At 64.1% G+C, this 26,627-nt stretch carries 21 protein-coding genes and 1 pseudogene; 10 read left to right on the top strand and 12 right to left on the bottom strand.

Annotation, left to right across the window (positions count from 1 at the left end; all coding sequences use genetic code 11):
• The first annotated feature begins 91 nt into the window (after positions 1-91).
• The 6 genes from K3F49_RS29445 to K3F49_RS29420 all read left to right on the top strand — a co-directional run bounded on the left by K3F49_RS29445 (position 92) and on the right by K3F49_RS29420 (position 5,767).
• Positions 92-1,477: a M20 family metallopeptidase gene (locus K3F49_RS29445; protein ID WP_234684404.1), complete on the top strand. Its 1,386-nt coding sequence runs from the start codon at positions 92-94 to the stop codon at positions 1,475-1,477.
• Positions 1,478-1,561: 84 nt separating this feature from the next.
• Complete coding sequence (locus tag K3F49_RS29440; RefSeq protein WP_234684403.1) at positions 1,562-2,473, top strand: amino acid ABC transporter substrate-binding protein; 912 nt, start codon at positions 1,562-1,564, stop codon at positions 2,471-2,473.
• A 118-nt stretch (positions 2,474-2,591) separates the two neighbouring features.
• Positions 2,592-3,323, top strand: coding sequence for an amino acid ABC transporter permease (locus K3F49_RS29435; RefSeq protein WP_234684402.1), 732 nt, complete (start codon positions 2,592-2,594; stop codon positions 3,321-3,323).
• Between the two features lie 4 nt (positions 3,324-3,327).
• Positions 3,328-4,020, top strand: coding sequence for an amino acid ABC transporter permease (locus K3F49_RS29430; protein ID WP_234684401.1), 693 nt, complete (start codon positions 3,328-3,330; stop codon positions 4,018-4,020).
• Positions 4,021-4,028: 8 nt separating this feature from the next.
• Positions 4,029-4,760 carry an amino acid ABC transporter ATP-binding protein gene (locus K3F49_RS29425; RefSeq protein WP_234684400.1) on the top strand — a complete coding sequence of 244 codons (732 nt, stop codon included), beginning with the start codon at positions 4,029-4,031 and terminating at the stop codon, positions 4,758-4,760.
• 146 nt (positions 4,761-4,906) lie between these two features.
• Positions 4,907-5,767, top strand: a complete 861-nt coding sequence (locus K3F49_RS29420; protein WP_234684399.1) for a D-amino-acid transaminase — start codon at positions 4,907-4,909, stop codon at positions 5,765-5,767.
• Positions 5,768-5,894: 127 nt separating this feature from the next.
• Here the strand turns inward: K3F49_RS29420 and K3F49_RS29415 are convergent, their stop codons facing one another.
• From K3F49_RS29415 to K3F49_RS29405, 3 genes are all read right to left on the bottom strand, one after another.
• The gene (locus K3F49_RS29415) at positions 5,895-6,356 is read right to left on the bottom strand and encodes a carboxymuconolactone decarboxylase family protein (RefSeq protein WP_234684398.1); all 462 of its coding nucleotides are present in this window, start codon (positions 6,354-6,356) and stop codon (positions 5,895-5,897) included.
• A 27-nt stretch (positions 6,357-6,383) separates the two neighbouring features.
• Complete coding sequence (locus tag K3F49_RS29410; RefSeq protein WP_234684397.1) at positions 6,384-8,003, bottom strand: MDR family MFS transporter; 1,620 nt, start codon at positions 8,001-8,003, stop codon at positions 6,384-6,386.
• 117 nt (positions 8,004-8,120) lie between these two features.
• The gene (locus K3F49_RS29405) at positions 8,121-9,272 is read right to left on the bottom strand and encodes an HlyD family secretion protein (protein ID WP_234684396.1); all 1,152 of its coding nucleotides are present in this window, start codon (positions 9,270-9,272) and stop codon (positions 8,121-8,123) included.
• 139 nt (positions 9,273-9,411) lie between these two features.
• On the opposite strand from K3F49_RS29405, the gene K3F49_RS29400 reads away from it, so the two are divergent.
• The gene (locus tag K3F49_RS29400) at positions 9,412-10,323 is read left to right on the top strand and encodes a LysR family transcriptional regulator (RefSeq protein WP_234684395.1); all 912 of its coding nucleotides are present in this window, start codon (positions 9,412-9,414) and stop codon (positions 10,321-10,323) included.
• Between the two features lie 218 nt (positions 10,324-10,541).
• On the opposite strand, the gene iaaH is transcribed toward K3F49_RS29400, so the two are convergent.
• Together iaaH and K3F49_RS29390 are read right to left on the bottom strand one after the other, a co-directional pair.
• Positions 10,542-11,966, bottom strand: a complete 1,425-nt coding sequence (iaaH, locus tag K3F49_RS29395; protein ID WP_234684394.1) for an indoleacetamide hydrolase — start codon at positions 11,964-11,966, stop codon at positions 10,542-10,544.
• A gap of 75 nt (positions 11,967-12,041) precedes the next feature.
• Positions 12,042-15,491, bottom strand: coding sequence for an indolepyruvate ferredoxin oxidoreductase family protein (locus K3F49_RS29390; protein ID WP_234684393.1), 3,450 nt, complete (start codon positions 15,489-15,491; stop codon positions 12,042-12,044).
• Between the two features lie 154 nt (positions 15,492-15,645).
• On the opposite strand from K3F49_RS29390, the gene K3F49_RS29385 reads away from it, so the two are divergent.
• On the top strand, positions 15,646-16,101 hold the full coding sequence (locus tag K3F49_RS29385) for an Lrp/AsnC family transcriptional regulator (RefSeq protein WP_234684392.1): 456 nt from the start codon (positions 15,646-15,648) through the stop codon (positions 16,099-16,101).
• Positions 16,102-16,127: 26 nt separating this feature from the next.
• Here K3F49_RS29385 and K3F49_RS29380 read toward each other — a convergent pair whose 3' ends face one another.
• Genes K3F49_RS29380 through K3F49_RS29370 form a run of 3 tightly spaced genes read right to left on the bottom strand, consistent with a single transcriptional unit; the run spans position 16,128 to position 17,957 of the window.
• Complete coding sequence (locus K3F49_RS29380; RefSeq protein ID WP_234684391.1) at positions 16,128-16,940, bottom strand: MFS transporter; 813 nt, start codon at positions 16,938-16,940, stop codon at positions 16,128-16,130.
• A 23-nt stretch (positions 16,941-16,963) separates the two neighbouring features.
• Positions 16,964-17,491, bottom strand: a complete 528-nt coding sequence (locus tag K3F49_RS29375) for a hypothetical protein (protein WP_234684390.1) — start codon at positions 17,489-17,491, stop codon at positions 16,964-16,966.
• A 52-nt stretch (positions 17,492-17,543) separates the two neighbouring features.
• A complete protein-coding gene (locus K3F49_RS29370; RefSeq protein ID WP_234684389.1) occupies positions 17,544-17,957 on the bottom strand; it encodes a hypothetical protein in 414 nt (137 codons plus the stop codon).
• Positions 17,958-18,045: 88 nt separating this feature from the next.
• Here K3F49_RS29370 and K3F49_RS29365 point away from each other — a divergent pair, with 88 nt between their 5' ends.
• Entirely contained in the window at positions 18,046-18,966 is a 921-nt protein-coding gene (locus K3F49_RS29365) for a LysR family transcriptional regulator (RefSeq protein WP_234684388.1), read from the top strand.
• Between the two features lie 6 nt (positions 18,967-18,972).
• Here K3F49_RS29365 and K3F49_RS29360 read toward each other — a convergent pair whose 3' ends face one another.
• The 3 genes and pseudogenes from K3F49_RS29360 to K3F49_RS29350 all read right to left on the bottom strand — a co-directional run bounded on the left by K3F49_RS29360 (position 18,973) and on the right by K3F49_RS29350 (position 22,214).
• Complete coding sequence (locus K3F49_RS29360; protein ID WP_234684387.1) at positions 18,973-19,758, bottom strand: fumarylacetoacetate hydrolase family protein; 786 nt, start codon at positions 19,756-19,758, stop codon at positions 18,973-18,975.
• 15 nt (positions 19,759-19,773) lie between these two features.
• Positions 19,774-21,140: pseudogene (locus K3F49_RS29355) on the bottom strand (LLM class flavin-dependent oxidoreductase).
• 21 nt (positions 21,141-21,161) lie between these two features.
• The gene (locus K3F49_RS29350; RefSeq protein WP_234684386.1) at positions 21,162-22,214 is read right to left on the bottom strand and encodes an Ldh family oxidoreductase; all 1,053 of its coding nucleotides are present in this window, start codon (positions 22,212-22,214) and stop codon (positions 21,162-21,164) included.
• 294 nt (positions 22,215-22,508) lie between these two features.
• Here K3F49_RS29350 and K3F49_RS29345 point away from each other — a divergent pair, with 294 nt between their 5' ends.
• Positions 22,509-26,075 (top strand): bifunctional diguanylate cyclase/phosphodiesterase, encoded by a 3,567-nt coding sequence (locus K3F49_RS29345; protein ID WP_234684385.1) that lies wholly within the window; start codon positions 22,509-22,511, stop codon positions 26,073-26,075.
• Here K3F49_RS29345 and K3F49_RS29340 read toward each other — a convergent pair.
• Entirely contained in the window at positions 26,049-26,390 is a 342-nt protein-coding gene (locus K3F49_RS29340) for a hypothetical protein (protein WP_234684384.1), read from the bottom strand. The genes K3F49_RS29345 and K3F49_RS29340 overlap by 27 nt on opposite strands.
• Positions 26,391-26,627: the final 237 nt, after the last annotated feature.

The raw sequence follows: 26,627 nt of genomic DNA, 5'->3' as shown, positions 1-26,627 counted from the left end.
CGAAATGCCAAGAACAACCTGACTTCCCGCCACTTTCGAAGGGCACACTACCGTGTAGGGTCCTTCGTCCCAAAGCCTCGAAAAACAAGCCATGACCAGAGCCGACGCCATCGCCCGCGCCCGCGACGACTTCAAATCCGGCGCGTTCCTCGCTGAACTCGACCGCCGTGTCGGCTTCAAGACCGAAAGCCAGAATCCGTCGCGCGGTCCCGAGCTGCGCGCCTATCTGGAACAGGAGATGCGGCCAGCCTTCGCCGCGCTCGATTTCGAGAGCCGCATCGTCGAATCCCCGAGCGGGAAGGCGCCGTTCCTGTTCGCCGAACACCACGAGAGTGCCTCACTACCAACCGTGCTGCTCTATGGCCACGGCGACGTCGTCGACGGCATGGAGGGCGAGTGGCGCGACGACCGCGATCCCTGGCGCACGACGGCGGCAGGCATTCGCCTCTATGGCCGCGGCACCGCGGACAACAAGGGTCAGCACAGCATCAACATGGCCGCGCTCCGCGCGGTGCGCGAGGCCCGCGGCGGCAAGCTCGGGTTCAATGCAAAATTCATCGTCGAGATGGGCGAGGAGATCGGATCGCCTGATCTCGGCAAGGTCTGCGACCTCAACCGCGACGCGCTCAAAGCCGATCTGTTCATGGCCTCCGACGGGCCGCGGCTGTCGGCGGATCGGCCGACGCTGTTCCTAGGCTGCCGCGGCGGCATCCGCATCCATCTCGACGTGAACCTGCGCGACGGCGGTCATCATTCCGGCAATTGGGGCGGCGTGCTCGCCAATCCCGCGACCATCCTCGTCAACGCGATTTCGACGCTGGTCGACGGCCACGGCCGGCTCCAGCTTGACGCGCTGAAGCCGCCGCGCCTCACCAACCAGATCCGCAGCTACCTTGCCGATGTGCAGGTGGTGCCCACCGAGGACGAGCCGGCGCTTGCGGAGAATTGGGGCGAGGACGGTCTGTCCGCGGCCGAGCGGCTCTATGCCTGGAACACGCTGGAAGTGCTGGCGATGTCGTCCGGCAATATCGGGAAGCCGGCGAACGCCATTCCCGGTCACGCCAATGCTGTGCTGCAACTGCGTTTCGTGGTCGGTACAAAGGTTGATGGCCTGATCGACGCTGTCCGCGCCCATCTGGTCGCCAGGGGCTTTCCGATGGTCGAGGTGCGGGCGGCCCAGAGCTTTGCCGCCTCGCGCACCGATTTCGACAGTCCCTGGATCAAATGGGCGGCGGATTCAGTCCAGAATACCACCGGCAAGGCGCCGGCGGTGCTGCCGAACTTCGGCGGCTCGCTGCCGAACGACGTATTTTCCGAGATCCTGGATCTGCCGACGATCTGGGTCCCGCACTCCTATCCCGGCTGCTCCCAGCATGCGCCCAATGAGCACATCCTGCTGCCATTGACCGAAGAGGCCTTGACGGTGATGGCCGGGCTGTTCTGGGATCTCGGCGAATTGCCGCGCCCGTTAACCTGAGCCGGCATCCAGCCGAAAGTCACATTCTAATCCTGGCCGAGATGTGCTTGCATCCGGCCGCATCATCCTGAAAGGGGAGAAAAAGTGAAACACTTCCGTTACATCGGCCTTGCGCTCGCCGCGACCTTTGTCGTCAGCCAGGCCGGCGCCGAGGAGCTGACCGGCACCCTCAAGAACATCAAGGACACCGGCGCCATCACGCTCGGCTTCCGCGATTCCTCGATCCCGTTCTCCTATCTCGACGACAACCAGAAGCCCGTCGGGTTCGCGATGGACATCTGCTACAAGATCGTCGACGCCGTGAAGAAGGAGCTCAAGCTCGACAAGCTCGAGGTGAAGCTCAATCCGGTGACCTCGGCGACCCGTATCCCGCTGATGGCCAACGGCACCATCGACCTCGAATGCGGCTCGACCACCAACAATGTCGAGCGCCAGAAGCAGGTCGCCTTCACCAACACCCACTTCCTGACCGCCAGCCGCTACGTCTTCAAGAAGGCGAGCGGGCTGAAGTCGATCGACGACCTCAAGGGCAAGACGGTGGTCTCCACCGCCGGCACCACCAACATCAAGCAGCTGACCGAAGCCAACGTCGAGAAGAAGCTCGGTGCCAACATCATCCCGGCCAAGGACCACGCCGAAGCGTTCCTGATGGTCGAGACCGACCGCGCGGTCGCCTTCGTGATGGACGACATCCTGCTGGCGAGCCTCGTTGCCGGCTCGAAGGCGCCGGACGACTACGTCATCTCAAAGGATGCGTTCTCCAAGCCCGAGCCCTACGGCATCATGCTGCGCAAGGATGACGCGCCATTCAAGAAGGTGGTCGACGCGGCAACCGCTGCTGTCTACACCTCGGGCGAAGGCCAGAAGATCTATGAAAAGTGGTTCACCCAGAAGATCCCGCCGAAGGGCCTGAACCTCAACACGCCGATTTCGTCCGAGCTGAAGAATGAGTTCGCCAAGCCTTCGGACTCGCCGAATCCGGACGACTACAAGTAAGATCGACACTCGACCCCTTGCGGTCGGATCATGTCCGGCCACTCTTGACAACAGAGTGGCCGGACATTTGCATAATCGCCCAAGACTTCTCTAAAGGGCGCGTTCGCGCGGGGGACACGTGAACTACCACTGGAACTGGGGAATTTTTTTCGAGCCGAACCCGATGGGGACCGGCACCTATCTTGACATGCTGCTGTCCGGACTGGTGCTGACCCTGAAGACGGGCGTGCTCGCCTGGATCATCGCGCTGATCTTCGGCACGATCATCGGCGTGCTGCGCACGCTGCCGTCGAAGACGGCGTCCTGGATCGGCTTCTGCTGGGTCGAGTTCTTCCGAAACATGCCGCTGCTGGTGCAGCTGTTCCTGTGGTTCTTCGTGCTGCCGGAGCTGCTGCCGAAGTCTGCCGGCCTGTGGCTGAAGCAATTGCCGAATGCGCCGTTCTGGACGGCGGCGATCGGCATCGGTTTCTTCATGTCGGCGCGCGTCGCGGTACAATTGCAGGCGGGCATCGGTTCGCTGCCGCGCGGGCAGAAGATGGCCGCGACCGCGCTGGGGCTGACCACGGTGCAGGGCTATCGCTACGTGCTGCTGCCGATGGCGTTCCGCATCATCCTGCCGCCGCTGACCTCGGAGTTCCTCAACACCATCAAGAACACGGCAGTCGCCATCACCATCGGCCTGCTCGAGCTGACCGGACAGGCGCGCTCGATGCAGGAATTCTCGTTCCAGGTGTTCGAGGCCTTCACTGCTGCGACCCTTCTGTATCTCCTCGTCAACGCCGTCGTCGTGACCGCCATGCGCTTCCTCGAGCGCTACGTCGCGATCCCCGGCTACATCACGGGGAAATAGCGCGATGTTCAGTAATTTCGATTTCGGCGTCATCATCCGCGCGCTGCCCTATCTGTTCTACGAGGGCATGAGCTTCACGGTGATGCTGACCGCGCTCTCCGCGCTCGGCGGCCTGATCTTCGGTACTGCGATTGCGCTGATGCGGCTGTCCGGCTTCAAGACGCTTGGGCGCATCGCCGGTTTCTATGTCGACTTCATGCGCTCGCTGCCGCTGGTGCTGGTGATCTTCTGGTTCTACTTCCTGGTGCCCTATATCGGACAGTGGCTGACCGGCGCCTCGCGGCCGATCAGCGTCGGCGCGTTCGCCTCCTCGCTCATCACCTTCATCATGTTCGAGGCGGCCTACTTCTCCGAGATCATGCGCGCCGGCATCCAGTCGATCTCGCGGGGGCAGCCGGCCGCCGCCAGCGCGCTCGGCCTGACCTATGCGCAGACCATGCGCTACGTCGTGCTGCCGCAGGCGTTCCGCAACATGCTGCCGGTGCTGATCACGCAGACCATCGTGCTGTTCCAGGACACCTCGCTGGTCTACGTGCTGTCGATCACCGATTTCCTCGGTGCAGCCAGCAAGGTCGCGCAGCGCGACGGCCGTCTGGTCGAGATGTACCTGTTTGCCGCCATCGTCTACTTCACCATTTCCTGTATTGCGTCCTTCGGCGTCCGCCGCCTCCAGGCGCGCATCGCCATCATCCGCTAGGGCCCGTCATGATCGAAATCAGCCACGTCGATAAATGGTACACCCCGACCTTCCAGGTGTTGACCGATTGCACCACCAGCGTTGCCAAGGGCGAGGTGGTGGTGGTGTGCGGTCCGTCCGGTTCGGGCAAGTCGACGCTCATCAAATGCGTCAATGCGCTGGAGCCGTTCCAGAAGGGCGATATCAGCATCGACGGCATCAAGGTCAACGATCGCAAGACCAATCTGCCAAAACTGCGCTCGCGCGTCGGCATGGTGTTCCAGCACTTCGAGCTGTTCCCGCATCTCAAGATCATCGACAACCTCTGCCTCGCCCAGGAGAAGGTGCTGGGCCGCGGACACGACAAGGCCATGACCAAGGGCATGGCACTGCTCGACCGCGTCGGCCTGAAGGAGCATGCGCAGAAATTTCCGGCGCAGCTCTCCGGCGGCCAGCAGCAGCGCGTCGCCATCGCGCGCGCGCTCGCCATGGACCCCATCGCCATGCTGTTCGACGAGCCGACCTCGGCACTCGATCCCGAAATGATCAGCGAAGTGCTCGACGTCATGGTGGATCTCGCCCGCGAAGGCATGACCATGATGGTCGTGACCCACGAAATGGGCTTTGCCCGCAAGGTCGCCAACCGCGTGATCTTCATGGACCGCGGCGAGATCGTCGAGGACGCCCCGAAGGACGATTTCTTCGGCAAGCCCCGCAGCGACCGCGCGCAGAAGTTCTTGTCGAAGATTCTGTCACACTAACTCCACCGCGCGTAGCGCGAGCTATGATGCGCACTTGCGCATCATAGCTCGCGCTACGCGCCGCCCCGAAATGACGAAACGAGGGTGCTCGGCGTCCCCGATTGGCGTATAATCGCGCCAAATCCCCCTTTTTCTGGAGACCAGCCTTGGATTCGACCGCCTACGTCAACGGCTCATTCGTCCCGCTCTTGGACGCGAAGATCTCGGTGCTCGACCGCGGCTTCCTGTTTGCCGACGGCATCTACGAGGTTTCGGCCGTGCTCGACAGCAAGCTGGTCGATAACGCCTCGCATCTGGCGCGGCTGGAGCGCTCGGTCGGCGAGATCAGCTTGAGACTGCCGGAGACGGTCGAGCGCATCACCGAGATCCAGAAGGAGCTGATCGCCCGCAACAAGGTCGTGAACGGCCTGGTCTATCTCCAGGTCACGCGCGGCGCCGACAAGGGCCGCGACTTCGCCTTCCCCAAGGACGACGTCAAGTCGAGCCTGGTGATGTTCACCTCCGAAAAGGACATCGTCAACGCAGCTTCCGCCAAGACCGGCATCAACGTGATCACGGTGCCCGACATCCGCTGGGAGCGGCGCGACATCAAGAGCGTGGCGCTGCTGGCGCAGGTGCTGGCGAAGCAGGCAGCGGCCGAGGCCGGCGCCGGCGAGGCCTGGATGCTGCAAGACGGCTACGTCACCGAAGGTGGCTCGTCGTCTGCGTTCATCCTCACCAAGGACGACGTCATCGTCACCCGCAAGAACTCCAATGCGATCCTGCCGGGCTGCACCCGCAAGGCCGTGGTCGCGCTCGCCGAAGAGCGCCAGCTCCGCGTCGAGGAACGTTCCTTCACGGTGGAAGAGGCGCTCGCCGCGAAGGAGGCCTTTGCGACATCGGCGTCGCTGTTCGTGCAGCCGGTGGTGGCGATCGACGGAAAGAAGGTCGGCGACGGCAAGCCCGGCCCGCTCGCCGCGCGGCTTCGCGAGATCTATGTGGAGTTCGCGAAAGCGACGGCGGTCTAAGCCGCGCACCCCCCTGTCGTAGGGTGGGCAAAGGCGCACTCGCGCCGTGCCCACCGTCTCTCAGCGATTTCGATAGAGTGGTGGGCACGCTTTGCTTTGCCCACCCTACGAGACTTGCCCTTGTGGCCTATGCCACCGATGCCTTCACCTTTACCGGATGAACTGCGCGGAATGCGATGGCTAGCCTGTTCCAGGCATTGATGGCGCCGATCAGCATGGTGAGGTTCACCGTCTCCGCGTCGGAGAACTGCGCACGCACCTCGGCGTAGACGTCGTCGGGCGCGCGCGTTTCCGCGATCAGCGTCACCGCCTCGGTCCAGGCCAGCGCGGCGCGCTCGCGATCGGTATAGAGCGGAGATTCGCGCCAGGCGTTGAGCAGATAGATGCGCTGTTCGGTCTCGCCGCGCTTGCGGGCGTCCTCGGTGTGCATGTTGATGCAGAAGGCGCAGCCGTTGATCTCCGAGGCCCGGATCTTGACGAGCTCGATCAGCGATTTCTCGAGTCCGGTGGACTGGATCTGCTCTTCCAGCGCCATCAGCGCCTTCATCGTGTCGGGGGCGGCCTGGTAGAAATTCATGCGGGGCTTCATGGTCGTTCTCCTTGTTCGGGGTTGAGGTCAGTGGGCACCACCGGCCGAGACATGGCGGGGCTTCTTCAGGAAGAGGGAGGCGATGAAGGCCACGATCAGCGCCAGGCCGAGCAGATAGAAGGTGTCGCTGAAAGCGAAGATGTAAGCCTGCTTCTGCACGACATGGCCAATCGCGACATAGGCGCGATGCGCGGCATCGGCGCGGTCGAGCACGCCGTGATTGATGAAATACTGCGTGAGCTGCTCCAGCCGCGTGCGGGTCGCCTGCTCGAACACCGAGACCGACTGTGTCAGCACGTTGGAGTGATACTGCTCGCGCTTGGTCAGCACGGTCTGCAGCAATGCTATGCCGACGGCGCCGCCGAGGTTGCGCATCATGTTGAACAAGCCGGAGGCCGAGCCCGCGTTCTCGGGCTCGATGCCGGCGGTCGCCACCGCCGACAGTGGCGCCATCACCAGCGCCTGACCGATGGCGCGGACGACGTTGGGCCACAGCAGCTGATCGGCGGCATAGTCGTTGGTCATGTAGATGTTCATGAAGTTCGAGCCTGAGAACAGCACGAAGCCGATGCCAATGATGATCCGCGCGTCGAATTTCTGCATCAGGCGCGGAACCAGGGGAATCAGCAACAGTTGCGGCAGTCCGGTCCAGGCCAGCACCATGCCGATCTGCTCGGAATTGTAGCCCTGGATGCGCGACAGATATTGCGGCAGGATGAACACCGAACCGTACAGCGCGACGCCGAGCAGGAAGTTGGCGAGCATGCCGAAGCCGAAATTGCGGCGGACCAGCAGGCGCAGGTTCAACAGCGGCTTCTTCACCGTCAGCTCGATGACCAGGAAGGCGGTCAGCGCCACGGCCGCGATGGCCGACAGCTTGACGATGAAGGGCGAACCGAACCAGTCGTCCTTGTTGCCTTCTTCCAGCACGGTCTGAAGCGCGGAGAGGCCGATCGCCATGGTGATGATGCCGGCCCAGTCACCCTCGCGCAGGAGCGACAGCTTCATCGGCTTGGCGTCGAGCGCGTACCAGAGCATGCCGACCATGATTGCGCCGGGCACGAGGTTGACATAGAAAATGTACTGCCAGCCGAAATTTTCGGTGAGATAGCCGCCGATGGTCGGGCCGATCGCCGGCGCAAACGTGGCCGACAACGCGAACAGCGCGAGACCCACCGGCTGCTTGGCGCGCGGCAGCAGCGTGATGATCAGCGTGAACGCCATCGGGATCAGCACACCGCCGGTGAAACCCTGCACGGCGCGCAGCACGATCATCTGCGGCAGGTCCTGCGCCAGCGCACAGGCCGCGGAGAGAAGAAGGAACAGGATCGCGTTGGTGAGCAGATAGATCCGGATCGAGAACACCTGGGCAAGCCAGCCGGAGAGCGGGATCACCACAATCTCGGCGATCAGGTAGGACGTCGAGATCCAGCCGCCGTCGTCGATGCCGGCGCCGATCGCGCCCTGGATGTCGGCGAGCGAGGCGTTGACGATCTGGATGTTCAGCACCGCCATGAAGGCGCCGAGCGTGGCACCGATCACCGCGATCCAAGTCTTGGCCGAGACGGCGGGTGTGGCGGGCACCGCAGCCGGAGCGGGGAGGTTGGCGGCGGAAGCTGCGTTGAGGGTCGGTTGGATCGTGCTCATGGATGCCTCGTCTCGGTTGCGGAGACAGGATGCGTTAGACGGATGTTTTCGATAATCGGGTATGTCCGGGAAGGATCATCCGGCTGGACTTGATAATCCTGCCGGGATCCCGCGGCGTCAGCCGCCGTTCGGGCGAGACGTATTTTCAGCAACACGCTTGGCGGTCTCGCGCTCGGCCACCACGGTTGCCTTGGTGTCGACGGTCGGCACGGCCGACATGCCGGGCCGCAGCAGGCCGGTCAGGCTGTGATCGTCGAGCACGATCTTTACCGGCACGCGCTGCACGATCTTGGTGAAGTTACCCGTCGCATTGTCGGGAGGCAGCAGCGCGAATTCAAGCCCGCTCGCCGGCGAAAGGCTGTCGACATGACCATGCAGCGTGCGATTACGAAAGCTGTCGACGACCAGCTCGACCGGCTGGCCGGCGCGCACATGCGTGAGCTGCGTCTCCTTGAAATTCGCCACGACATAGACCGCGTCGAGCGGCACCACCGCCATCAATTGCGTGCCGGCCTGCACGTATTGGCCGACGCGCAAGCTGCGGGCGCCGACCGTGCCGTCAACAGGCGCGGTGATCTCGGTGTAGGACAGGTTCAGCTCGGCCTGGTCTGCGACCGCGCGAGCGCGATCCAATTGGGCGGTGGCCTGGGCGCGCTGGGTGGTCAGCACGTCTACCTTGCGCTGTGCGGCCACCAGGCCCGACTTGGCGTGCTGCAGTTGCGCGTTGCTGGCGCGGAGCGCCGCATCGGTCTGCTGCGCGCGCTGGATCGTGCCTGAACCCGACTTCATGAGGTCGTCGTAGCGGGCGCGCTCTTCCTGCGCGAATTTCAGATTGGCATCGGCGGCTGTGACATCAGCGGTGCTCTGCTCGATGATCGGCTGTTGCAGTTCGAGCTGGGCATCGAGGTTCCGAACCGAGGCTTCGGCCGCGGCCACATCTGCGCGGGCCTGGCCGAGCGCGGCCTTGAAGTCGCGGTCGTCGATTCTGGCCAGCACCTGGCCCGCTCTCACCTTCTCGTTGTCGCCGACCAGCACTTGGCCGATGTAGCCCGACACCTTTGGGGCGATGATGGTGGAATCGGCCTTCACATAGGCGTCATCGGTCGATTCCAGGTAGCGGCCGGTCGTCAGGTAATTGTAGCCAAAGTCGCCGGCCACAGCGATGCCGAGGGCAAGCGCGAGGCCGAGGGCCGCCCGCTTGATCGCTTGGCGGGACGGCTTTAGGCTGATTTCTCTAGTAGTTTCAGTGGTATAAGTCGCGTTCGACACGGCATCCTCCGGATTCCCAGACGTCCCGGTCCGACGGGGCGCGCTGTTCATGCCGGCAAGATGCGCTGTCCCGGCGCTTGTGATAATCCGCCAAAAAGCAAAATGATTGTCCACTCATGCTGCATAATCCGAGGCGCCCATGGACCGGCTGACCAGCCTGACCGCATTCGTCCGGGTCGTTGATACCGGCGGGTTCTCCGCCGCCGCCCGCAAGCTCAACATGTCCACGACCATGGTCAGCAATCACATCCAGGCGCTCGAGGAGCGGCTTGGCGCGCGGCTGCTCAACCGCACCACCCGCAAGGTCAGCGTCACCGAGATCGGCAAGGCCTATTACGACCGCTGTATCCAGATCCTGTCGGACATCGAGCAGGCCGACGACATCGCGGGAGCCTTGCAGTCGGTGCCGCGGGGCACGCTGCGGATTCACTCCGCTACCCACATGGTGCCCTTCGTCGCGGGCGTCGTGGCAAAGCTGCTGTCGACCTATCCGGAGGTGAAGGTCGATTTGCGCATGGGCGAGGCCAATGTCGATCTGATCGAGGAGGGCTATGACGTCGCGCTGCGCATGACGCCGCCGCCGGATTCGAGCCTGATCGTTCGCAGCCTCGCCACCTGGCGCCACGTGCTGTGCTGCTCGCACGATTATCTCGAAAAGCATGGCCGCGTGCAGCAGCTCGCCGAGCTCACCGAGCACAATTGCGGCCGTCACCTCAACTATCCCTTCGGCGACGAGTGGCGCTTCTTCGATCGCAAGGGCGCGCCCGCCTCGGTGCGCATCTCGGGCAGCCTCGTCACCAACAGCGGCGAAGCGCTGCGACGGATGGTGATCGAGGGCGCCGGCATCGGCCTGCTTGCAGGATTTCTGGTGAGCGACGATCTCGACGCTGGCCGTCTGATCCGCTTGCTCCCGGAATACCGGCCGGTCGAGATGTCGATGAACGCGGTTTATCCGCATCGCCATCATCTGTCGGCGAAGGTCCGGACCTTCATCGACATGCTCGTGGATCACAGCGCCGAGCAGCAGAAGCTGATCAATCCGTATTCTTAGCTGGCACGGTGCCGTAGGGTGGGCAAAGGCGCGACGCGCCGTGCCCACGGTCCCTCCGTCATTGCGAGCGTAGCGAAGCAATCCAGAATCCCCCCGCAGAGAGACTCTGGATTGCTTCGTCGCATCAGCGCAAAATTGCTTCGCAATTTTGTCGCGAGCTCCTCGTAATGACAGAGAAATGGTGGGCACGCTTGCGCTTTGCCCACCCTACGAGTGCATCAACGGGGCGCCGGCAGCCGTCGAAACACGCTGTCTAGCGCCATCCCGATCGCAAGCAATCGCTCATCGCTGCCCGACGGGCCATCCAGTTCAAGCCCAATCGGCAATTTGCTCGTCGCACCCAGAGCAATCGGAATCTGGAGGCCGGGAATGCCGGCATTGCTGCCGGGGTCGGTGTTCTGGATGAACAGTCCGAAATTCTCGAGGCTGCTGGACTCCGGATTGGAGGCGATCGCCACCCGCGGTGTGGTCGGAAAAGCGATCGCGTCGAGCCGGTTGCTTGCAAAGGTCTGCTGATATAGCGCCTGGAGCGCGGGCCTCGCGACATTGATGGCGTGATCGTAAAGCGGCTTCGCATCAACAAGGCTGCCGTCGGGGGCCGGCAATTTGCGCGGCAGCACCAGGCCCTCATAGGTGCCCTTGACGTCGGGGCTCGCGATTTGCGCGACCATTGCGTCGATGGTCACGCCCGTGCCCGCGCGCTTGAGATAGGCGACCATGTCGTCATAGGCCTCGTAGAGCGCGACCGGAAATCCGACCTGGCCGTTGAGCTGGGCCAGCTCCGGCATCTCGATGTCGATCACGGTCACGCCTTGCGGCTTCAATTGGGCGAGGGCGGCGTGGAACGCGGCCTCCGTGTCTTCGTCGAGATTCGTCAGCATGCTCTTCACGAGGCCGAGACGGATCTGACCGAGATCTGCCGGCTGAACCGCATCACCACCTGCAATGACCCGATCGAGCAGCGCGATATCCGCCATGGTGGCCGCCATCGGGCCCGCGGTGTCGCGGGTATGCGAGATCGGCGCGATGCCCGCTTGCGGATAACGGCCGAGGGTCGGCCGCAGCGAGGCACAACCGTTCAGCGCGCCGGGCACGCGCACTGATCCGCCGGTATCGGTGCCGAGCCCGCCCGCCACGATCCGCGCTCCGATTGCGGCGCCGGTTCCGGAAGAGGAGCCACCGGCAATCAGCGCGCGATTGTAGGCGTTACGGACGCCGTATTCGGCGCCGGTCTTGAACGCGGTGTTGTAGCCGGAGATACCGAACGCAAGCTCGTGCATGTTGGTCTTGCCGATGATGACGGCGCCCGCGGCGCGCAACTTCGCAACGACCGGCGCGTCAGCGCCTGGAATGAAGGTCTTCAGCCCCGGCGTTCCGGCGGTGCAGGGCAGCCCGGCCACCTCGATGTTGTCCTTGATCGCGATGGGAACGCCGCCGAGCGGTCTGTTCCCGGCGCCCGCGCCCTGCGTGTCGAACGCGACGGCGGCCTTAAGGGCACCTTCCTCATCCAGAGTGACGAAGGCGTTCAGATCAGCGTTGGCCTTGGCCCGGGCGAGCGCCTCGGAGGTGAGCGCGTGGCTCGTGATTTTCCCGGCGGCGAGCTCGGCTGCGGCCTGGGTCAGGGTCAACTCGTCGAAATTCATGATGCGCCACCCGATTGCGGGGTTCCATGACGGAGCCTCGTCAATCCAGGAGGCTGAAGCCTCGGTGGCGTCGCGTCAACCGTACGCGCGCTTCTTTGCCGATGAAGATTTGGCCAGAGCGGCGAGCAGCCGCTCGACCTCGGGCTTCACCTTCGCGATCGCGATGTCCTTCACCGGGCCGTAGCCGCGGATTTCCATCGGGGCTTTGGCGATGGCGACGAGATCGGGCAGATGCGCGGGCTCGATCCGATCCAGCATTTGCACGATGACGCCCTCATACCAGCCGATCAGCTCTCGCTCAGCGCGCCGCTCGGCCGTATAGCCGAACGGATCGAACCGCGTTCCGCGCAGCATTTTGAGTCGCGCCAGCACCGCGAGCGGCGTCTGGATCCACTGGCCGAAAGCGCGCTTGCGCGGGCGGCCGCGAGCGTCGTGCTTCGATGGCAGGAACGGTGGGGCGAGATGATACTGCACGCGAAAACCTTCCTCGAACTCGCCGTTCAGCTCGTCGAGAAAGCCGGTCTGCATGTGCAGGCGCGCGACCTCGTACTCATCCTTGTAGGCCATCAGCTTGAAGAGGGCGCGGGCGACGGCCTCGGTCAGAGCCTCGCTGTTGATGGTGGATTCGGCCGCACGAACTTTTGCGACGCGTGTTCGATAGCGCGCCGCATAAGCGTCATCCTGATAGGCGGTGAGGAAATCCGCGCGGCGGGCGATGAGCTGGTCGAGCGTCTCGGCCTTCGGCGTCTCCCTCGCCTTCGGCAGAAACTCCGGATCGGCGGCGGCGATCCGGCCCCAGGCAAAAGCCTGCTTGTTGCGTTCGACCGCGACGCCGTTGAGCTCGATCGCGCGCAGCAGCGCCGACAGTGAAGTCGGTACCAATCCGCGCTGCCAGGCGAAGCCCAGCATGATGATGTTGGCATAGACGGCATCGCCGAGCAGCTGCTCGGCCAGGGCGTTGGCATCGATGCTGTCGAGATTGTCGTTGCCGATGACGCGGCCGATCGCGCGCAGGCGGGCAGGCGAGGCAAGATCGGCGTCGCGGAAGCGGACCACGTCGCCGGTCGGCATCTCCGCGGTGTTGATTGCAGCGCGCGTGCCGCGGCGATAGGTGCCGGACGCCTTCGGCGAGGAGCTGACGACGAGGTCGCAGCCGATCAGCGCATCGGCCGCGCCCTGGTCGATGCGGACCTGGTGCAGTGCTTCGGGACTCGAGGCGAGGCGGATGTAGCTCAGCACCGGACCAAACTTCTGCGCAAAGCCGGTAAAATCCAGCACCGAGACTCCGCGTCGTTCCAGATGCGCGGCCATCCCGATCAGCGCGCCGACCGTGATCACGCCGGTGCCGCCGACGCCGGTCACGAGCAGGTCGTAAGGGCGATCGAGCGTGGCTGGGGTGGGGAGGGGGAGCGCGGCGGCACGACCGATGGCATCGATCTCGCTCGCGCTCTTCTTCCGGCGCGTCGCGTCTTCGACGGTGACAAAGCTCGGGCAAAACCCGTTGAGGCAGGAAAAATCCTTGTTGCATGCCGACAGGTTGATCTGCCGCTTGCGGCCGAAAGGCGTCTCCTTCGGCTCGACGCTGAGGCAGTTGGACTCGACCGAGCAGTCGCCGCAGCCCTCGCAGACGAGATCGTTGATGTAGGCAAAGCGTTTGGGATCGGCCATCTGCCCGCGCTTGCGCCGGCGCCGCTTCTCGGTGGCGCAGGTCTGCTGATAGATAAGCACCGAGACGCCGTTGACGTCGCGCAGCTCGCGCTGCACGGCGTCCATCTCCTCGCGCGGATGAATGGTGACGCCGCCAGGCAGATCCGCGGGCGAGAACTGCGCGGGATCGTCCGACACCAGCGCGATGCGAGCCACGCCCTCGGCGCGGACGCTGTGCGCGATGGCATGCACGCTGATCGGACCGTCGACCGGCTGGCCGCCGGTCATGGCGACGGCGTCGTTGAACAGGATCTTGTAGGTGATGTTGGCCTTTGCGGCGATCGCCTGCCGGATCGCCATCGAGCCGGAATGGTAGTAAGTGCCTTCGCCGAGATTCTGGAAGACGTGCTTGTGGCCGGTGAACCGCGACGACGCCGCCCAGTTGACGCCTTCTCCGCCCATCTGGATCAGCGACGAGGTCTCGCGGTCCATCCAGCTCGCCATGAAATGGCAGCCGATGCCGGCCAGCGCCTTCGATCCCTCGGGCACTTTTGTCGAACTGTTGTGCGGACATCCCGAGCAGAAATAGGGCGTGCGCGTCGCGCCCGACACGTTGATCGAGCGCTCGGCCTCTGGCAGCAGCGTGGCGGCGCGGGCGGCGAGATTGAGGCCCGGAAACATCGGATCGAGCCGCCGGGCCAGCACGGACGCCAGCGCGCGAGGCGAAAGTTCGCCGGTCCACGAGATCAGCCGCGCGCCGGTTTCGTCGTGCTTGCCGACCATCCGTTCGGGCTTCGCGCCGGGATAGTCGTAGAAATATTCCTTGAACTGGCTCTCGATGATGCCGCGCTTCTCCTCGACCACGAGGATCTCGCGCTTGCCCTTCACGAAATCCATGGCGTCGTGCAGCGCCAGCGGCCAGACCATGCCGACCTTGTAGATGTCGATGCCGATGCTGCGGCAGGCGGCTTCATCGAGGCCCATCAGCCGCAGCGCTTCCATCAGGTCGAGATGCGCCTTGCCTGTGGTGACGATGCCGTAGGTGGCGTTTGCAATGTCGTAGATATGGCGGTCGATCGGATTGGCCTTGGCGAAGGCGTAGACCGCGTGCTTTTTCGCTTCCAGCCGCTCCTCGATCTGCGGTCCCGGCAGGTCGGGCCAGCGATAGTGCAGTCCGCCCGGCGGCGGGGTGAAGTCGGGCGTGCGGAACAGGCGCGGTGGGCGCAGCGCAAGGGACGCGCCCGACTCGACGATCTCCGAGATCGCCTTGAAGCCGACCCACATGCCGGAGAAGCGGCTCAGCGCGTAGCCGTACTCACCGAATTCGAGATATTCGCCGACGCTTGCGGGGTGCAGCGTCGGCATGAACCAGCTCATGAAGGCGACGTCGGACTGGTGCGGCATCGAGGACGAGACGCAGCCGTGGTCGTCGCCGGCGACCACCAGCACGCCGCCATGCGGCGACGAGCCATAGGCATTGCCGTGCTTGAGCGCGTCGCCGGAGCGATCGACGCCGGGGCCCTTGCCGTACCAGAGCCCGAAGACGCCATCGACCTCGCGATCGGCTTGGGTCTCGACCTGCTGGGAGCCGAACACGGCGGTTGCCGCGAGGTCCTCATTCACGGCGGGGAGGAATTCGATGCGGTCCTGCTTCAATCGCTGCTGGATGCGCCACAGCTCGAGATCGACGCCGCCGAGCGGTGAGCCGCGGTAGCCGGAGATGAAGCCGGCGGTTTTGAGCCCCGCGGCGCGGTCGCGCCCGAGCTGGTCGAGCGCGATGCGGACGATGGCCTGTGTGCCCGTGAGGAAGACGCGGCCGTCCTCGCGTTCGTAGCGGTCGGAGAGTTCGTAGGCATCGAGTGACGGAATGGCGTCCATTGCGGACCTCGCGCGGCATCCTGCCGAATAGGCCAAGGTTAGGCCTGGGGCGCTGGTAGGTCTTACCCATTTGTCCCGACATGAGTGCAAATACGGTAGAATTTTGCATCGGATATCTAAGTTTGGTAGATTTAACCCGATTTGAGGGCCATCGATGATCGAAGACCAGGACGCGCGGATTCTTGCCCACCTCCAGACGGACGGCCGCGCCACCAACCAGCAGCTCGCCGACGAGGTCGGCATGTCGACCTCGGCCTGTTGGCGCCGGGTGCGCGCGCTCGAGGACAGCGGCGTCATCCGGGGCTATGCGGCGCTGGTCGCGCGCGAGCAGGCGGGGTTCGCGATGTCTGCCATCCTCCATGTCTCGCTGGAGCGGCACGACGCCAAATTCGTCGACGAGTTCGTGTCCCGCGTCACCACGCGTCGCGAGGTGCTGGAGTGTTTTGCGACGACGGGCGACGCCGATTATCATCTGCGCGTCGTCGTGCAGGATATGGCGGCCTACAACCGCTTCCTCGACGAGTTCATGTTCCGCATCCCCGGCATCCGCTACGTCCGCAGCAACGTGGTGCTGAAGGAGATCAAGACCAGCGTGGCGCTGCCGTTTTGACAGGCTTCGTTCGGCGCGGCCATCGTTCACATCGTCTCGGCTGGACTGAGACGGAATAACTGGCGCAGTGACAGGGCGTGCAACAGGATCGAGCTTGGCACGACGAAAGCGGGCGTCAGCACATTCGGAAAACTATCGACGCCCATGCTCGGACCCTGCGGAATGATCAGCTGAAAGGGGCCGGGCGACATGATCATGCCCAAGGTGATCGCGACGGCGAAATCGGCAAGGCCGAACACATTCCAAAGGATCGCCGCGCGCCGTCCCTCAGCCGTTCCGGTTGCGAGGGCAATCGCCGCCGGCACGGCGAAAAGACCGGTCAGGACATCGCCTGTTCCCGCCGGCAACGCCCAGAGGCCCGGCAGCACGCCTCGAAGCCAGTAGGCGAGCCATTGGCTGCCGAAGACCCGGTAAAGCTGAAGGGCGATGAGCCATGTTGCCGGCATTGCATCAAGCAGCTGTCCGATCCGTTTCGACAACAGCAGCACGGGAGCGCCGACGATCACCGGCAGCAGGATCGCCGCGGGAAGCAGCGGCAGGGAGGAGGCGCCTGCGCGGAATGCGCCGTTGATGGCTGCTGTCCAGGCGACGGTGGCCCAAAGCGTGAAGGGAATCATGATGGACAGCCAGATCGCCTGGCGCTGTCTTGGCGTCAACGGAGTGCGTTCGAGGCCGAGCCACAAGCCGAGGGCGATGAGGCCGTGAGCCATCAGCCGAACGCCCAGGGCTGGCACCCCGCTCTCCGGAAGTGCGGGCAACACGTAGATCAACCAGGTCCACAGCGCCGTGAACAGGGCGGCCCAGATCAGGCTGAGCCGGACGGGATGCAGCGCAACCACGCCGGCGGAAACGGTATCGGTGTTCATCGGCGTTCCTCCTGCCGCATCACGGTGGTTTCTTCCGTCGATCCGGCCCTCAATAGCAGCATGAAGACAAGGACGTGGCTGACGAGCAGCAGTGGCACGTAAAGCGCCGGGATATAAATGCCGGCGCCGAACAGGCCGGGGTTCTGAATCTTCGTCGCGCCCAAATAGTACGCGTTCAGGAGATCGAGCGTGCCCCACACGTTGAAGATCCAGACCATCGGAGTTGCGATCGACCATCGCCAGGACAGCGCTGCCATTGACATGAGCGCGAGCGTGGCGGCGATGAGATCGCCCCAGCCGACTTCGCTGGCGAAACCCGGGCTCAACTCCGAGGAGACGAACCCAGCGACCATGAAGTTCATCCCCAGGAAGCGGAACGCATGGAAGGCTGCGAGAAGTCTCAGGGCGTCATGGCGCGGCATCGTACGGAGGAAGGGCCAAACATAGACGGAGGCCACCACCGCGCTGGTCAGGAAGGCGCCAGCGACGCTGAGGACAAATGGAAGGTTGAAGCCCGGTGGCACGTTCGGAGGTCCTTCGGGTGAGGTTCGAAGCGGGTCGATTGCCGACCGGATCTCAGGGTTTGGTCATGAGCAGGCGGAGCGGCATGAGCGGGCCGACTGCGATGTATTCGTGGTCGATGAGATCCTGCCTGGCGAGCGGCAGTGCATCCATGATCGCGTGCGCTTCGGCATCGTCCCGGGCATCCAACAGGAAGACGGCGCCGCGCCCATCGGACCGCGAATACCATTCACGGACTTTTCCGTTGAGATAGAGCTGCACGGTCTGCCTGATTTCATCGGGCATGACGGCCATGATTTGCTCACGTGTGATGCCCGGCTTGACGGTCAGGATGACCATGACCCCGGTGGTCGTGAGCGACGGCGCTTGTGCTTGTACTTGTGCTTGGGCCGCGGAATGTTCGGTCATGGTGGTAACACCTGTCAGTGTGAGGGCGAGTGTCAGGGCTGCGTTGCGGATTGCCTTCATGGGTTTCGCTTCTCCCGGGCGGCTCATTTGCAATCTGAATGTAGAACGGCTTCCCGTGACCGACTATTCGCGATAATGTTGACGGGCTATGAAGCAGAACTTCACAGTCAGGCAGGGCGCACTCGACGGCGTCGAGGCGTTCCTCAGTGTCGCCCAGCATCGCAGTTTTCGCCGCGCGGCCGCTGAACTCGGGGTGACGCCATCGGCCATCAGTCAGGCGGTCCGCGCGCTCGAGGCGCGCGTGGGCGCTGCACTCTTCATCCGCACGACCCGTAGCGTTGGCCTGACAGAAGCCGGGGAAAGATTCTTCGCGCGCGCAAGACCGGCCTTTGAGGAACTCGTCGCTGCAAGCGGGGCCGCGCGCGAACTCGGCCAGCGGCCGGCTGGACTGCTGCGCCTTACCGTGCCGCGTTCGGTCGTCCCGATCCTGCTCGAGCCGCTGATCGCCTCGTTCTGCCAGGCCTATCCGGAGATCGAGGTAGAGCTTGCCGCAAGCGAAGAGATGGTCGACCTCGCGGCGGGAGGTTTCGATGCCGGCATCAGGATGGGACAGTTCATCACCCCCGACATGATTGCTGTGCGGCTGACGAAGCCGCTCCCTCTCATTGTCGTGGGGAGCTCCGACTACCTCGCTCGCGCCGGCCGGCCCGAGCGTCCGGAAGATCTGCGCACGCACGCCTGCTTGAGGATGCGACGATCAAACGGCGCGCTTGCATCGTGGTCGTTGATCGACAGCGGCCGTTCTGTCGAGATCGCGGTGTCGGGGCCCTTCATCGCCTATGACTTCCCGACGATGCTCGGCGCTGCGGTCGAAGGCGTGGGTCTTGCGCAGGTGCCCGCACCGCTTGCCAGCGGCGCCATCGCGGCGGGAAAGCTGGTCCGCGTGCTGGAGCAATTCTCACCGATGACGCCGGGTGTGTTCCTGTACTATCCGGGTCATCGGCAAATCCTGCCGAAGCTGCGCGCCTTCATCGACCATGTGAAGAGCCGCTCAGGGACCGCGAGTTGACCTCGGTTATGGCTGCTCCCGCACGAACCGGTTGCGCAACGTCCCCACACCGGTGATCTCGATCTCGACGACATCGCCGTGCCTGATATCAGGCGAGGCGCCATCCGTACCCATCCAGATCACGTCGCCCGGCCATAGCGTAAAATACTTCGTCAGCTCGACCAAGAACGGCACCACGCCAAAGATCATGTCGTTGGTGTGGAAGCGGTTGGTCTCCTTGCCGTTGACGCGGACGATCGTTTCCATCGTCGCAAGATCGGCCTCGGTCTCGATCCACGGGCCCATCGGCTTGAACGTGTCGGCATTCTTAGAGCGCCACAGGCTGCGGTCGGCCTTCTGCCAGGAACGCTCGCTGACGTCGTTGCCGATGGTGTAGCCGAACACGCAATCCATCGCGTTCTCGACCGTCAGATGCTTCACCTTCTTGCCGATGACGACGGCGAGTTCGCCCTCGTAGTGGATCTTCTCCGTCGCGAAAGACGGGATCACGACATCCTCGTCATGCGCGATCAGCGCGTTCTGCGCGCGATAGCCGATCTCGGGTCGTTCAGGGACGGCCGGCACTTCGCCGCGCTTGTCGGCGGCTTCCTTCAGATGCTTCAGATAGTTCAGGCCGACGCAATAGAAGGTGCGGGGGATCAGCGGCAGCTCGATCGTCACATCGCTAAGCAGATGCGTGCGCGAGGTGCGCTGCCATTCGCGGAAGGGATCGCCGTCAACCGCGATCACCTGGCCGCCTGCGACGAGGCCCCAGGAGGTTTTGCCGGAGGCGGTGAATTTCAGCCAGCGCATGTCTTGTCCTCGTTGTTATTCCGCAGCGTCGCGCGGCTGTACTTTCCAGGCGCCGGCGGCCGGCCGCTTCAGCCCGAGATTTTCCCGCAGTGTCTTGCCGCGATACTCCTTCTGGAACAGCCCGCGCCGCTGCAATTCCGGCACGATATGTTGCACGAAGTCCGCGTAGGAGCCGGGCACATAAGTCGCTGCGATGACGAAGCCGTCGCAGCCGCGCTCGACGAACATTTCCTCCAGCTTGTCGGCGATCTCCTTGGGGCCGCCGACCATGGCGTCGTGCACCTGGCCGCGGCCGGAGAACGTGACGAAGTCGCGCGCACTCGGATTGCTCTTGCCGGAGTTCTTCAGCACGCCGTCACGTATGCCCAGAATGCCCTGCATGCTCTTCAGTTCATCCGTCGTCAGCGGCGCGTCGAGATCCTTGGAGGCGAAATCGTAATTGAGCGCCTCGGCGAGCAGCGACAGCGCGTCGATCTCCAGCGGCAGCTTGTTGATCAGCGCCATTCTGTCCTCGGCTTCGGATTTGGTCGCGGCGCAGACCGGCGTCGTCAGATTGCAGAGGAACATCTGCTCCGGATCGCGGCCGGCCTTCGCGGCCTCGTTGCGCACGGCGGCGTAGCCGTCCTTGGCGCCGGCGAGATTGCGTGCGGCAGTAAAAATCACCTCACCCCACGGCCGGCAAAGCGTTGGCCACGACCGGATGCGCCGGCCTGGATAATCACGGGATGCCCCTGGTCCGAGCGCGGCACGGTGAACGGTCCGCGCGACTTGAACGCAGCTCCCTTGTGATCGAGTCGCTTCACCTTGGTCGGATCGGCAAAGCGGCCACTCGTCTTGTCCATGATGAGTGCGCCGTCCTCCCATGTGTCCCAATGGCCGAGCACGACCTCCATGAACTCGTCGGCCTTGTCGTAGCGGGAATCATGTTCGGGATGGGAGTCGCGCCCCATGTTCAGCGCCTCGCCGTCGTTCAGCGAGGTCACGACATTCCAGCCCGCGCGTCCGCCCGACATCAGATCGAGCGTGGCAAAGCGGCGCGCGACGTCGAAGGGCTCGTAATAAGTGGTCGAGCAGGTCGCGCCGAGGCCCAGTCTGTCGGTGACAAGGCCCATCGCGGTCAGCACGATCAGAGGATCCATCTTCACGCAGCGGATGCCGTATTCGACGGTGTGGGCGTGGTCGTTGCCGTAGCGGTCCGGCATGGCGAGACGATCGTCGAAGAACGCCATGTGGAATTTGCCGGCCTCGAGAATCCTCGCGATCTCCTGGTAATAATCCGCCGACATCGAGTCGCTGCGCGAGTCCGGATGCCGCCACGAGCTCGGCAAGTTCGTGCAGTTCTGCGCCTGAAGGAAGCCGACCAGGACCATCTGCCGATTCATGCTGCTATTCTCCGAATTGCCTCAGGACAGATCGAGGACGGTGTCGAGCCTGTAGTCGCGCGCCAGCGCGCGCAGTTTTTCCCAGGTCGCGTCCTCGACCTCGATGCCATCGCGCAGGCGCTGCTGCTCGCGCACGCCTTCGATCTCGCCGGGATAGTAGACGCCCTTGCTGCCTTCGGACGGCGGCGTCGATTTCAGGTACTGCGCGAACTCCGCGACCTCGCGCTTGAATTCCTTCAGCGGGCGGAAGGCGGCGACGTTGAACACCGCCATGAAGCATCCGTCATTGTGCCGCCCGGTCGGCTCGACGCCGAATCCCAATCCGGTGAGCAGGCCGCACAGCACCTCGACCATGGCGGCGAGACCGCTACCTTTGTAACCTTCGGTGCCGCCGAGCGGCAGCAGCGCGCCACCCTTGCGATACTGCGTGGGATCGGTGGTGTGCCGTCCCTCGGCATCGATGATCCATCCTGACGGAATCTCCTCGCCGCGGGCGACCGCGAGCTGGATCTTGCCGGCGGCAACTGCTGAAGTCGCCATGTCCAGATAGAACGGGGCCTCGAGATCCGATGGCACCGCGATCGAGATCGGGTTGGTGCCGAGCCGCGCCTCCTTGCCGCCGAACGGCGCCACATGCTTCGGCGAGCGGCCGGAATCGGCGGTGGCAATCCCGATCATGCCTTCGCGCATTGCCATCAGCGGATAGGCGGCAAGACGGCCGACATGACTCTGCCGGAACACGGTGCAGGCAGCGACGTTCGCCGTCTTCGCCTTTTCGATCGTCAGCGCCATCGCCTTCGCGTTGACGTGGAAACCAAAACCCCAATGGCCGTCGATCACGGTCGTGGTCGGTGATTCCTGGACGATGGTCCATTTGGCGCCGGGGACGATGTGCCCGGCCTTGATACGATCGATATAGGTCGGAACCGCGATTACGCCGTGGGAGTCATGGCCTGCGAGATTGGCGTTGACGCAGCCGACGGCAACGGCGTCGGCTTCTTCCTCGGAGGCTCCGGCGGCACGGAGCAGCGCAGCGCCGACGCGCGTGAGGCGGTCGGCCTTGACGATGGGCATGGCGTTCCCTCGGCTTTGTGCCCTTACGGGCTGCTTGTTGGGAGGCATCGTCTCAAAGCGGGGCCGCGATATCAATCTCCCGTAAACCAATACAGGGCTGCAATTTCGCAAAGAGAGCGCGCCTTTGGTCGTAGTTTCCTCCCGCGCGGCGGTATTCTCGATAGTTTCACTGCCGTCATTCGTAGCTCGTTCACTTTGATCGGCGGTTTACACCGCGCAATAACGACCACTTAGGCGATCCCCGTTCATAAAGCGGCCGGGATAAATCGGCAGACATGCCCGGGAGTTGAGATCGTGCCGACGACACTCGCGCGCACCTTTGCGGCGTTGAGCGCCATCAATGAAGCGATCCTCTACGCGAAATCGCCGGACGAGCTGCACCAGAAGGTCTGCGACGCCGGGTTTTCGAGCGGGGACTTCATGGCCGTTGCCGTGTTCCTGGTCGAACCGAACGGCCAACGGCTGCGCTTCGCCGCCGGCTGTGGCGACGATGTGGCGCGCCTGCGCGCGATCGAGATCACGACCGAAGCCGGCACGCCCGAGGGCACCGGCGTCGGCGGTGAAGCGTTTCGCAGCCAGCAGCTCTGCATCAGCAACGATTATCTGAACGACCCGCGCTCGCTGGCGTGGCGCGACGGCGCGGCCAGGGCGAATATCGGAGCGGCCGCGGCGCTGCCGCTGCTCTGCAACGGCGAGAGCGTCGGTGTGCTGTTCGTGACCCGCCGCGAGGCCGGATCGCTTGACGCGCAGATGGTGTCGCTGTTCGAGCGCATGTCGGCCAATATTTCCTACGCGCTGGAGAATTTCGCGCGCGAGACCGCGCGGCAGACCAGCGAGCGCGCGACGCGACGTCTCAACCGCATGTTCGGCGCGCTCAGCGCGACCAACGAAGCCATCCTGCGTGCGAAGAACGAGCAAGAGCTGTACCAGCTCGTGTGCGATGCCTCCGTGCACGGCGGCAAGTCGCTGGCGACATTCGTCCTGCTCAAGGAGCGGGATTCGCATTGGCTCAAGCCTGTTGCCGGGACCGGTGCGAGCGTGGAGATCGTCGCCCAGACCAGCTATTCGGTCGATCCAGCGAACCCCTATGGCCGTGGCATTTCCGGCGAGGTCTTTCGTTCGCAGAAGCCCATCGTCGAGCGCAATCTCGCGAGCCGCACCAGGGGAACGCCGTGGGAGCGGGCCAACATCAACACGGGCGTCGCCGCAGTTGTCGCGGCGCCCCTGATCAAGCATGGCCAAAGCATCGGCGTGATGCTGGCCTTCCTCAGCCAGTCCTGGGCCAAGGACGAGGAAGTCGTCGGGCTGATGCTCCGCATCGCCGAGAACGTTTGCTTCGCCATCGATAATTTCGACCGCGAGGCCGAGAAGGCGCGGATCGCCGAGGAGGAGGAGCGCCTGGCCCGCATGTATGCGGCGCTGAGCGCGACCAACGAGGCGATCCTGCGCGCGCACTCGCGGGCCGAGCTGTTCGACCTGGTCTGCGAAGCGACCGCGAAGGGCGCCAAGTTTACTTCCGCCGCCATTGCGCTGGTCGATCATGATGCCGGGCTGCTCCGCGTCGCCGCCTGCTACGGGCCGAATGCGGATACGGTCCGCAGCTTCAAGTTCTCGACCTCCGACCAGGTGGCCGAAGGGCGCGGGTTGACGGGAACGGCTTTCCGGACGCGCCAGCCCTGCATCAGCAACGACGTGCTGTCCGACGACCGGATCGCGCCTTGGGCGGCCAACGCCCGCCGCAACGGCATCGGATCCTCCGCCGCGCTGCCGCTGTTCAATGGCGACCGCGTCGAAGGCGTCTTTCTCTTCAACTCGCCGGAACGCGGCACGTTCACGCCGGAATTCGTCGAGCTGCTGCAGCGGCTCCAGGCCAATGTGGCCTTCGCGCTCGACAATTTCGATCGCGCCGAGGCGCGGTCGCGGACCGAGGCGCAGAAGGAGCGCCTGACCCGCATGTTCGCGGCGCTGAGCGCCACCAATGAAGCGATCGTCCGCGCCAAGTCGCGCAGCGAGCTGTTTGAGCTCGTGTGTCAAGCCGCGTCCACCGGCGGCAAGTTCACCTCGACGACCATTGCGCTCGCCAAGGCCGACAGCGACCAGCTCGAGATCGTCGCGGCCGCGGGACCGTCGGCCGAGACCACGCGGAATGTTCGTCTCTCCATCGATGCCGACCGGCCCGAAGGCCGCGGCATGAGCGGCACGGCGTTCCGCACCCGGCAGCCCTGCGTCAGCAACGACTACGTCAACGACAATCGGGTAAGCGCCTTCCACGCCGTGCTGCAGGGTGACGGCGCGCGCTCCGGCGCGGCGTTCCCGCTGATCACGCACGACAAGCCGGTCGGTGTCATGATCTACATGTCGATCGAGCAGGAGACCTTCACCACCGAGTTCGTCGAGCTGCTGCAGCGTCTCGCCGACAACGTCTCCTTTGCGATCGAGAATTTCGATCGCGCCGACGAGAAGAACGAGGCGGACGAGCGCATCGAATATCTGGCGTCGCATGACAGCCTGACCGACCTGCCGAACCGCGAGACCTTCAACGGGCTTCTGCGCGAGGCGATCGACGTGGCACAGCGCCACGATCACCGTTTCGCGGTGCTGTTCATCGACCTCGACCGCTTCAAGGTCATCAACGATTCGCTGGGCCATGAGGCCGGCGATTTGCTCCTGCTCGAGGTGGCGACCCGTTTGCGCGGTGCGTTGCGGGCAAGCGACGTCGTGGCCCGTCTCGGCGGCGACGAGTTCGTGGTGATCCTCGACCAGTGCGGCGAGATCGACGACGTCCAGCACATCGCCACCGGGCTGTTGACGGCGCTTGCCGAGCCCATGGAGCTCGCCGGCCATGAGTGCCACACCACGGCCTCGATCGGCATCGCGATGTATCCGGCCAACGGCGCCGACGCGCAGACGCTGACCAAGAACGCCGACATGGCGATGTATCTCGCCAAGGAAGACGGCAAGAACGGCTATCGCTTCTTCTCCAAGGAAGTGAAGACGCAGTCGATCGAGCGGTTATCGCTCGAAAGCGCGTTGCGCCGGGCGCTGGAGCGCGAGCAGTTCTCGCTGAATTATCAGCCCAAGGTGGACATGGAAACCGGCCAGATCACCGGCGTGGAAGCGCTGTTGCGCTGGAACCACCCCGATCTCGGCAACGTCTCGCCGGCACAGTTCATTCCGCTGGCGGAAGAGACCGGCCTGATCGTGCCGATCGGCCGCTGGGTTGTGAAGGAAGCGTGCGCGCAGGCCATGGCCTGGCAGCGCCGTGGTCTGCTCCCGGTGTCGATGGCGGTCAACCTGTCGCCGCGGCAATTTGCCGACGAGCATTTGCTGCAGGACGTCGACGAGGCCCTGGCGGCCTCCGGCATGTCGCCGGTGTTGCTCCAGCTCGAGGTTACCGAGAGCATGATGATGCGCAATGTCGGGCGCGCGCTGAAAGTGCTCGACGCCATTCAGAGCCGCGGCATTCGGCTTGCCATCGACGATTTCGGCACCGGCTATTCGTCGATGTCGCTGATGAAGCACTTCCCGATCGACACCATCAAGATCGACCGCTCCTTCGTGCGCGATCTGCCGCAGGATTCGGAAGACCAGGCGATCGCGCAGGCGATCATCAGCATGGGCAAGGCGCTCGGCATGACCGTGGTCGCCGAGGGCGTCGAGAACGCAGAGCAAGAGGCCTTCCTGCGCACCCATGGCTGTGACGAGATGCAGGGCTTCCTGATCGCGAAGCCGCTGCCCGCGAAGCAGATGGCCGAATTGCTGCGGCCGGTGGAGCTGTCCGTCGCGCCGCCGCTCCAGCCGGAGACGGATCCGGTCGGGGACGAGGTCGCGGCGCTACGGCTGAAACGCGCTATCGTCTGACGGCAGCGGCTGCAATTCGCGGATGTCGTCTTGCTTGATTTTCGCTTTGCGCGGAAAGGCATCCGGCCAAGGCAACGACGTTTGCGCGGCGAACAGCGCGAAAAGGGCCTGCGCACCTTCGGCAAAGCTTGAGCCGTCGCGCAGGCCGAGTTCACAACACCATGCGTGTGGCATCAACTCGTGTCCTTCGCACACCGCCATCGCCGGTCCCCACCACCATGCTGGCGCTGGCGAGCGTTCGTCCTCGGGCACTGCGTGCCAAAGGACGAGCTCGTCCATCACGCGGTCGAATTGCAGGCTTGCGGCCTGATGCATGCGTTCCGGGGCTTTCTGGGGCCACGCCTGAAAGCAGGCGATGCGCCGACTCGAGCTTGCTTCGCTGTGAATAAAGAACGGCTCGCGCTATTGGCCGAGCCTCGCGTGCCGCTCCGTCGGCGGCTACATAAGAACATATGGCGGCCGAAAAAATTGCCGACACCATCTCTGATGTACACTCTAGTCGCTCCGGGCCCGGGTCGGCAAGGCGCAATATGAGCGCTTAACGCGCCCTAG

Source organism: Bradyrhizobium monzae, from assembly GCF_021458635.1.
GTDB lineage: Bacteria > Pseudomonadota > Alphaproteobacteria > Rhizobiales > Xanthobacteraceae > Bradyrhizobium.
Note: the sequence above shows the minus strand (reverse complement) of the source record. Positions and strands in the feature narration are given on the sequence as shown.

Excerpts from the sequence above, each read along its gene's own strand:
- K3F49_RS29445 (WP_234684404.1), top strand. The coding sequence starts at position 92 with ATGACCAGAGCCGACGCCATCGCCCGCGCCCGCGACGACTTCAAATCC.
- K3F49_RS29430 (WP_234684401.1), top strand. The coding sequence starts at position 3,328 with ATGTTCAGTAATTTCGATTTCGGCGTCATCATCCGCGCGCTGCCCTAT.
- K3F49_RS29425 (WP_234684400.1), top strand. The coding sequence starts at position 4,029 with ATGATCGAAATCAGCCACGTCGATAAATGGTACACCCCGACCTTCCAG.
- K3F49_RS29415 (WP_234684398.1), bottom strand. The coding sequence starts at position 6,356 with ATGAAGCCCCGCATGAATTTCTACCAGGCCGCCCCCGACACGATGAAG.
- K3F49_RS29410 (WP_234684397.1), bottom strand. The coding sequence starts at position 8,003 with ATGAGCACGATCCAACCGACCCTCAACGCAGCTTCCGCCGCCAACCTC.
- K3F49_RS29400 (WP_234684395.1), top strand. The coding sequence starts at position 9,412 with ATGGACCGGCTGACCAGCCTGACCGCATTCGTCCGGGTCGTTGATACC.
- iaaH (WP_234684394.1), bottom strand. The coding sequence starts at position 11,966 with ATGAATTTCGACGAGTTGACCCTGACCCAGGCCGCAGCCGAGCTCGCC.
- K3F49_RS29390 (WP_234684393.1), bottom strand. The coding sequence starts at position 15,491 with ATGGACGCCATTCCGTCACTCGATGCCTACGAACTCTCCGACCGCTAC.
- K3F49_RS29385 (WP_234684392.1), top strand. The coding sequence starts at position 15,646 with ATGATCGAAGACCAGGACGCGCGGATTCTTGCCCACCTCCAGACGGAC.
- K3F49_RS29370 (WP_234684389.1), bottom strand. The coding sequence starts at position 17,957 with ATGAAGGCAATCCGCAACGCAGCCCTGACACTCGCCCTCACACTGACA.
- K3F49_RS29365 (WP_234684388.1), top strand. The coding sequence starts at position 18,046 with ATGAAGCAGAACTTCACAGTCAGGCAGGGCGCACTCGACGGCGTCGAG.
- K3F49_RS29360 (WP_234684387.1), bottom strand. The coding sequence starts at position 19,758 with ATGCGCTGGCTGAAATTCACCGCCTCCGGCAAAACCTCCTGGGGCCTC.
- K3F49_RS29350 (WP_234684386.1), bottom strand. The coding sequence starts at position 22,214 with ATGCCCATCGTCAAGGCCGACCGCCTCACGCGCGTCGGCGCTGCGCTG.
- K3F49_RS29340 (WP_234684384.1), bottom strand. The coding sequence starts at position 26,390 with ATGCATCAGGCCGCAAGCCTGCAATTCGACCGCGTGATGGACGAGCTC.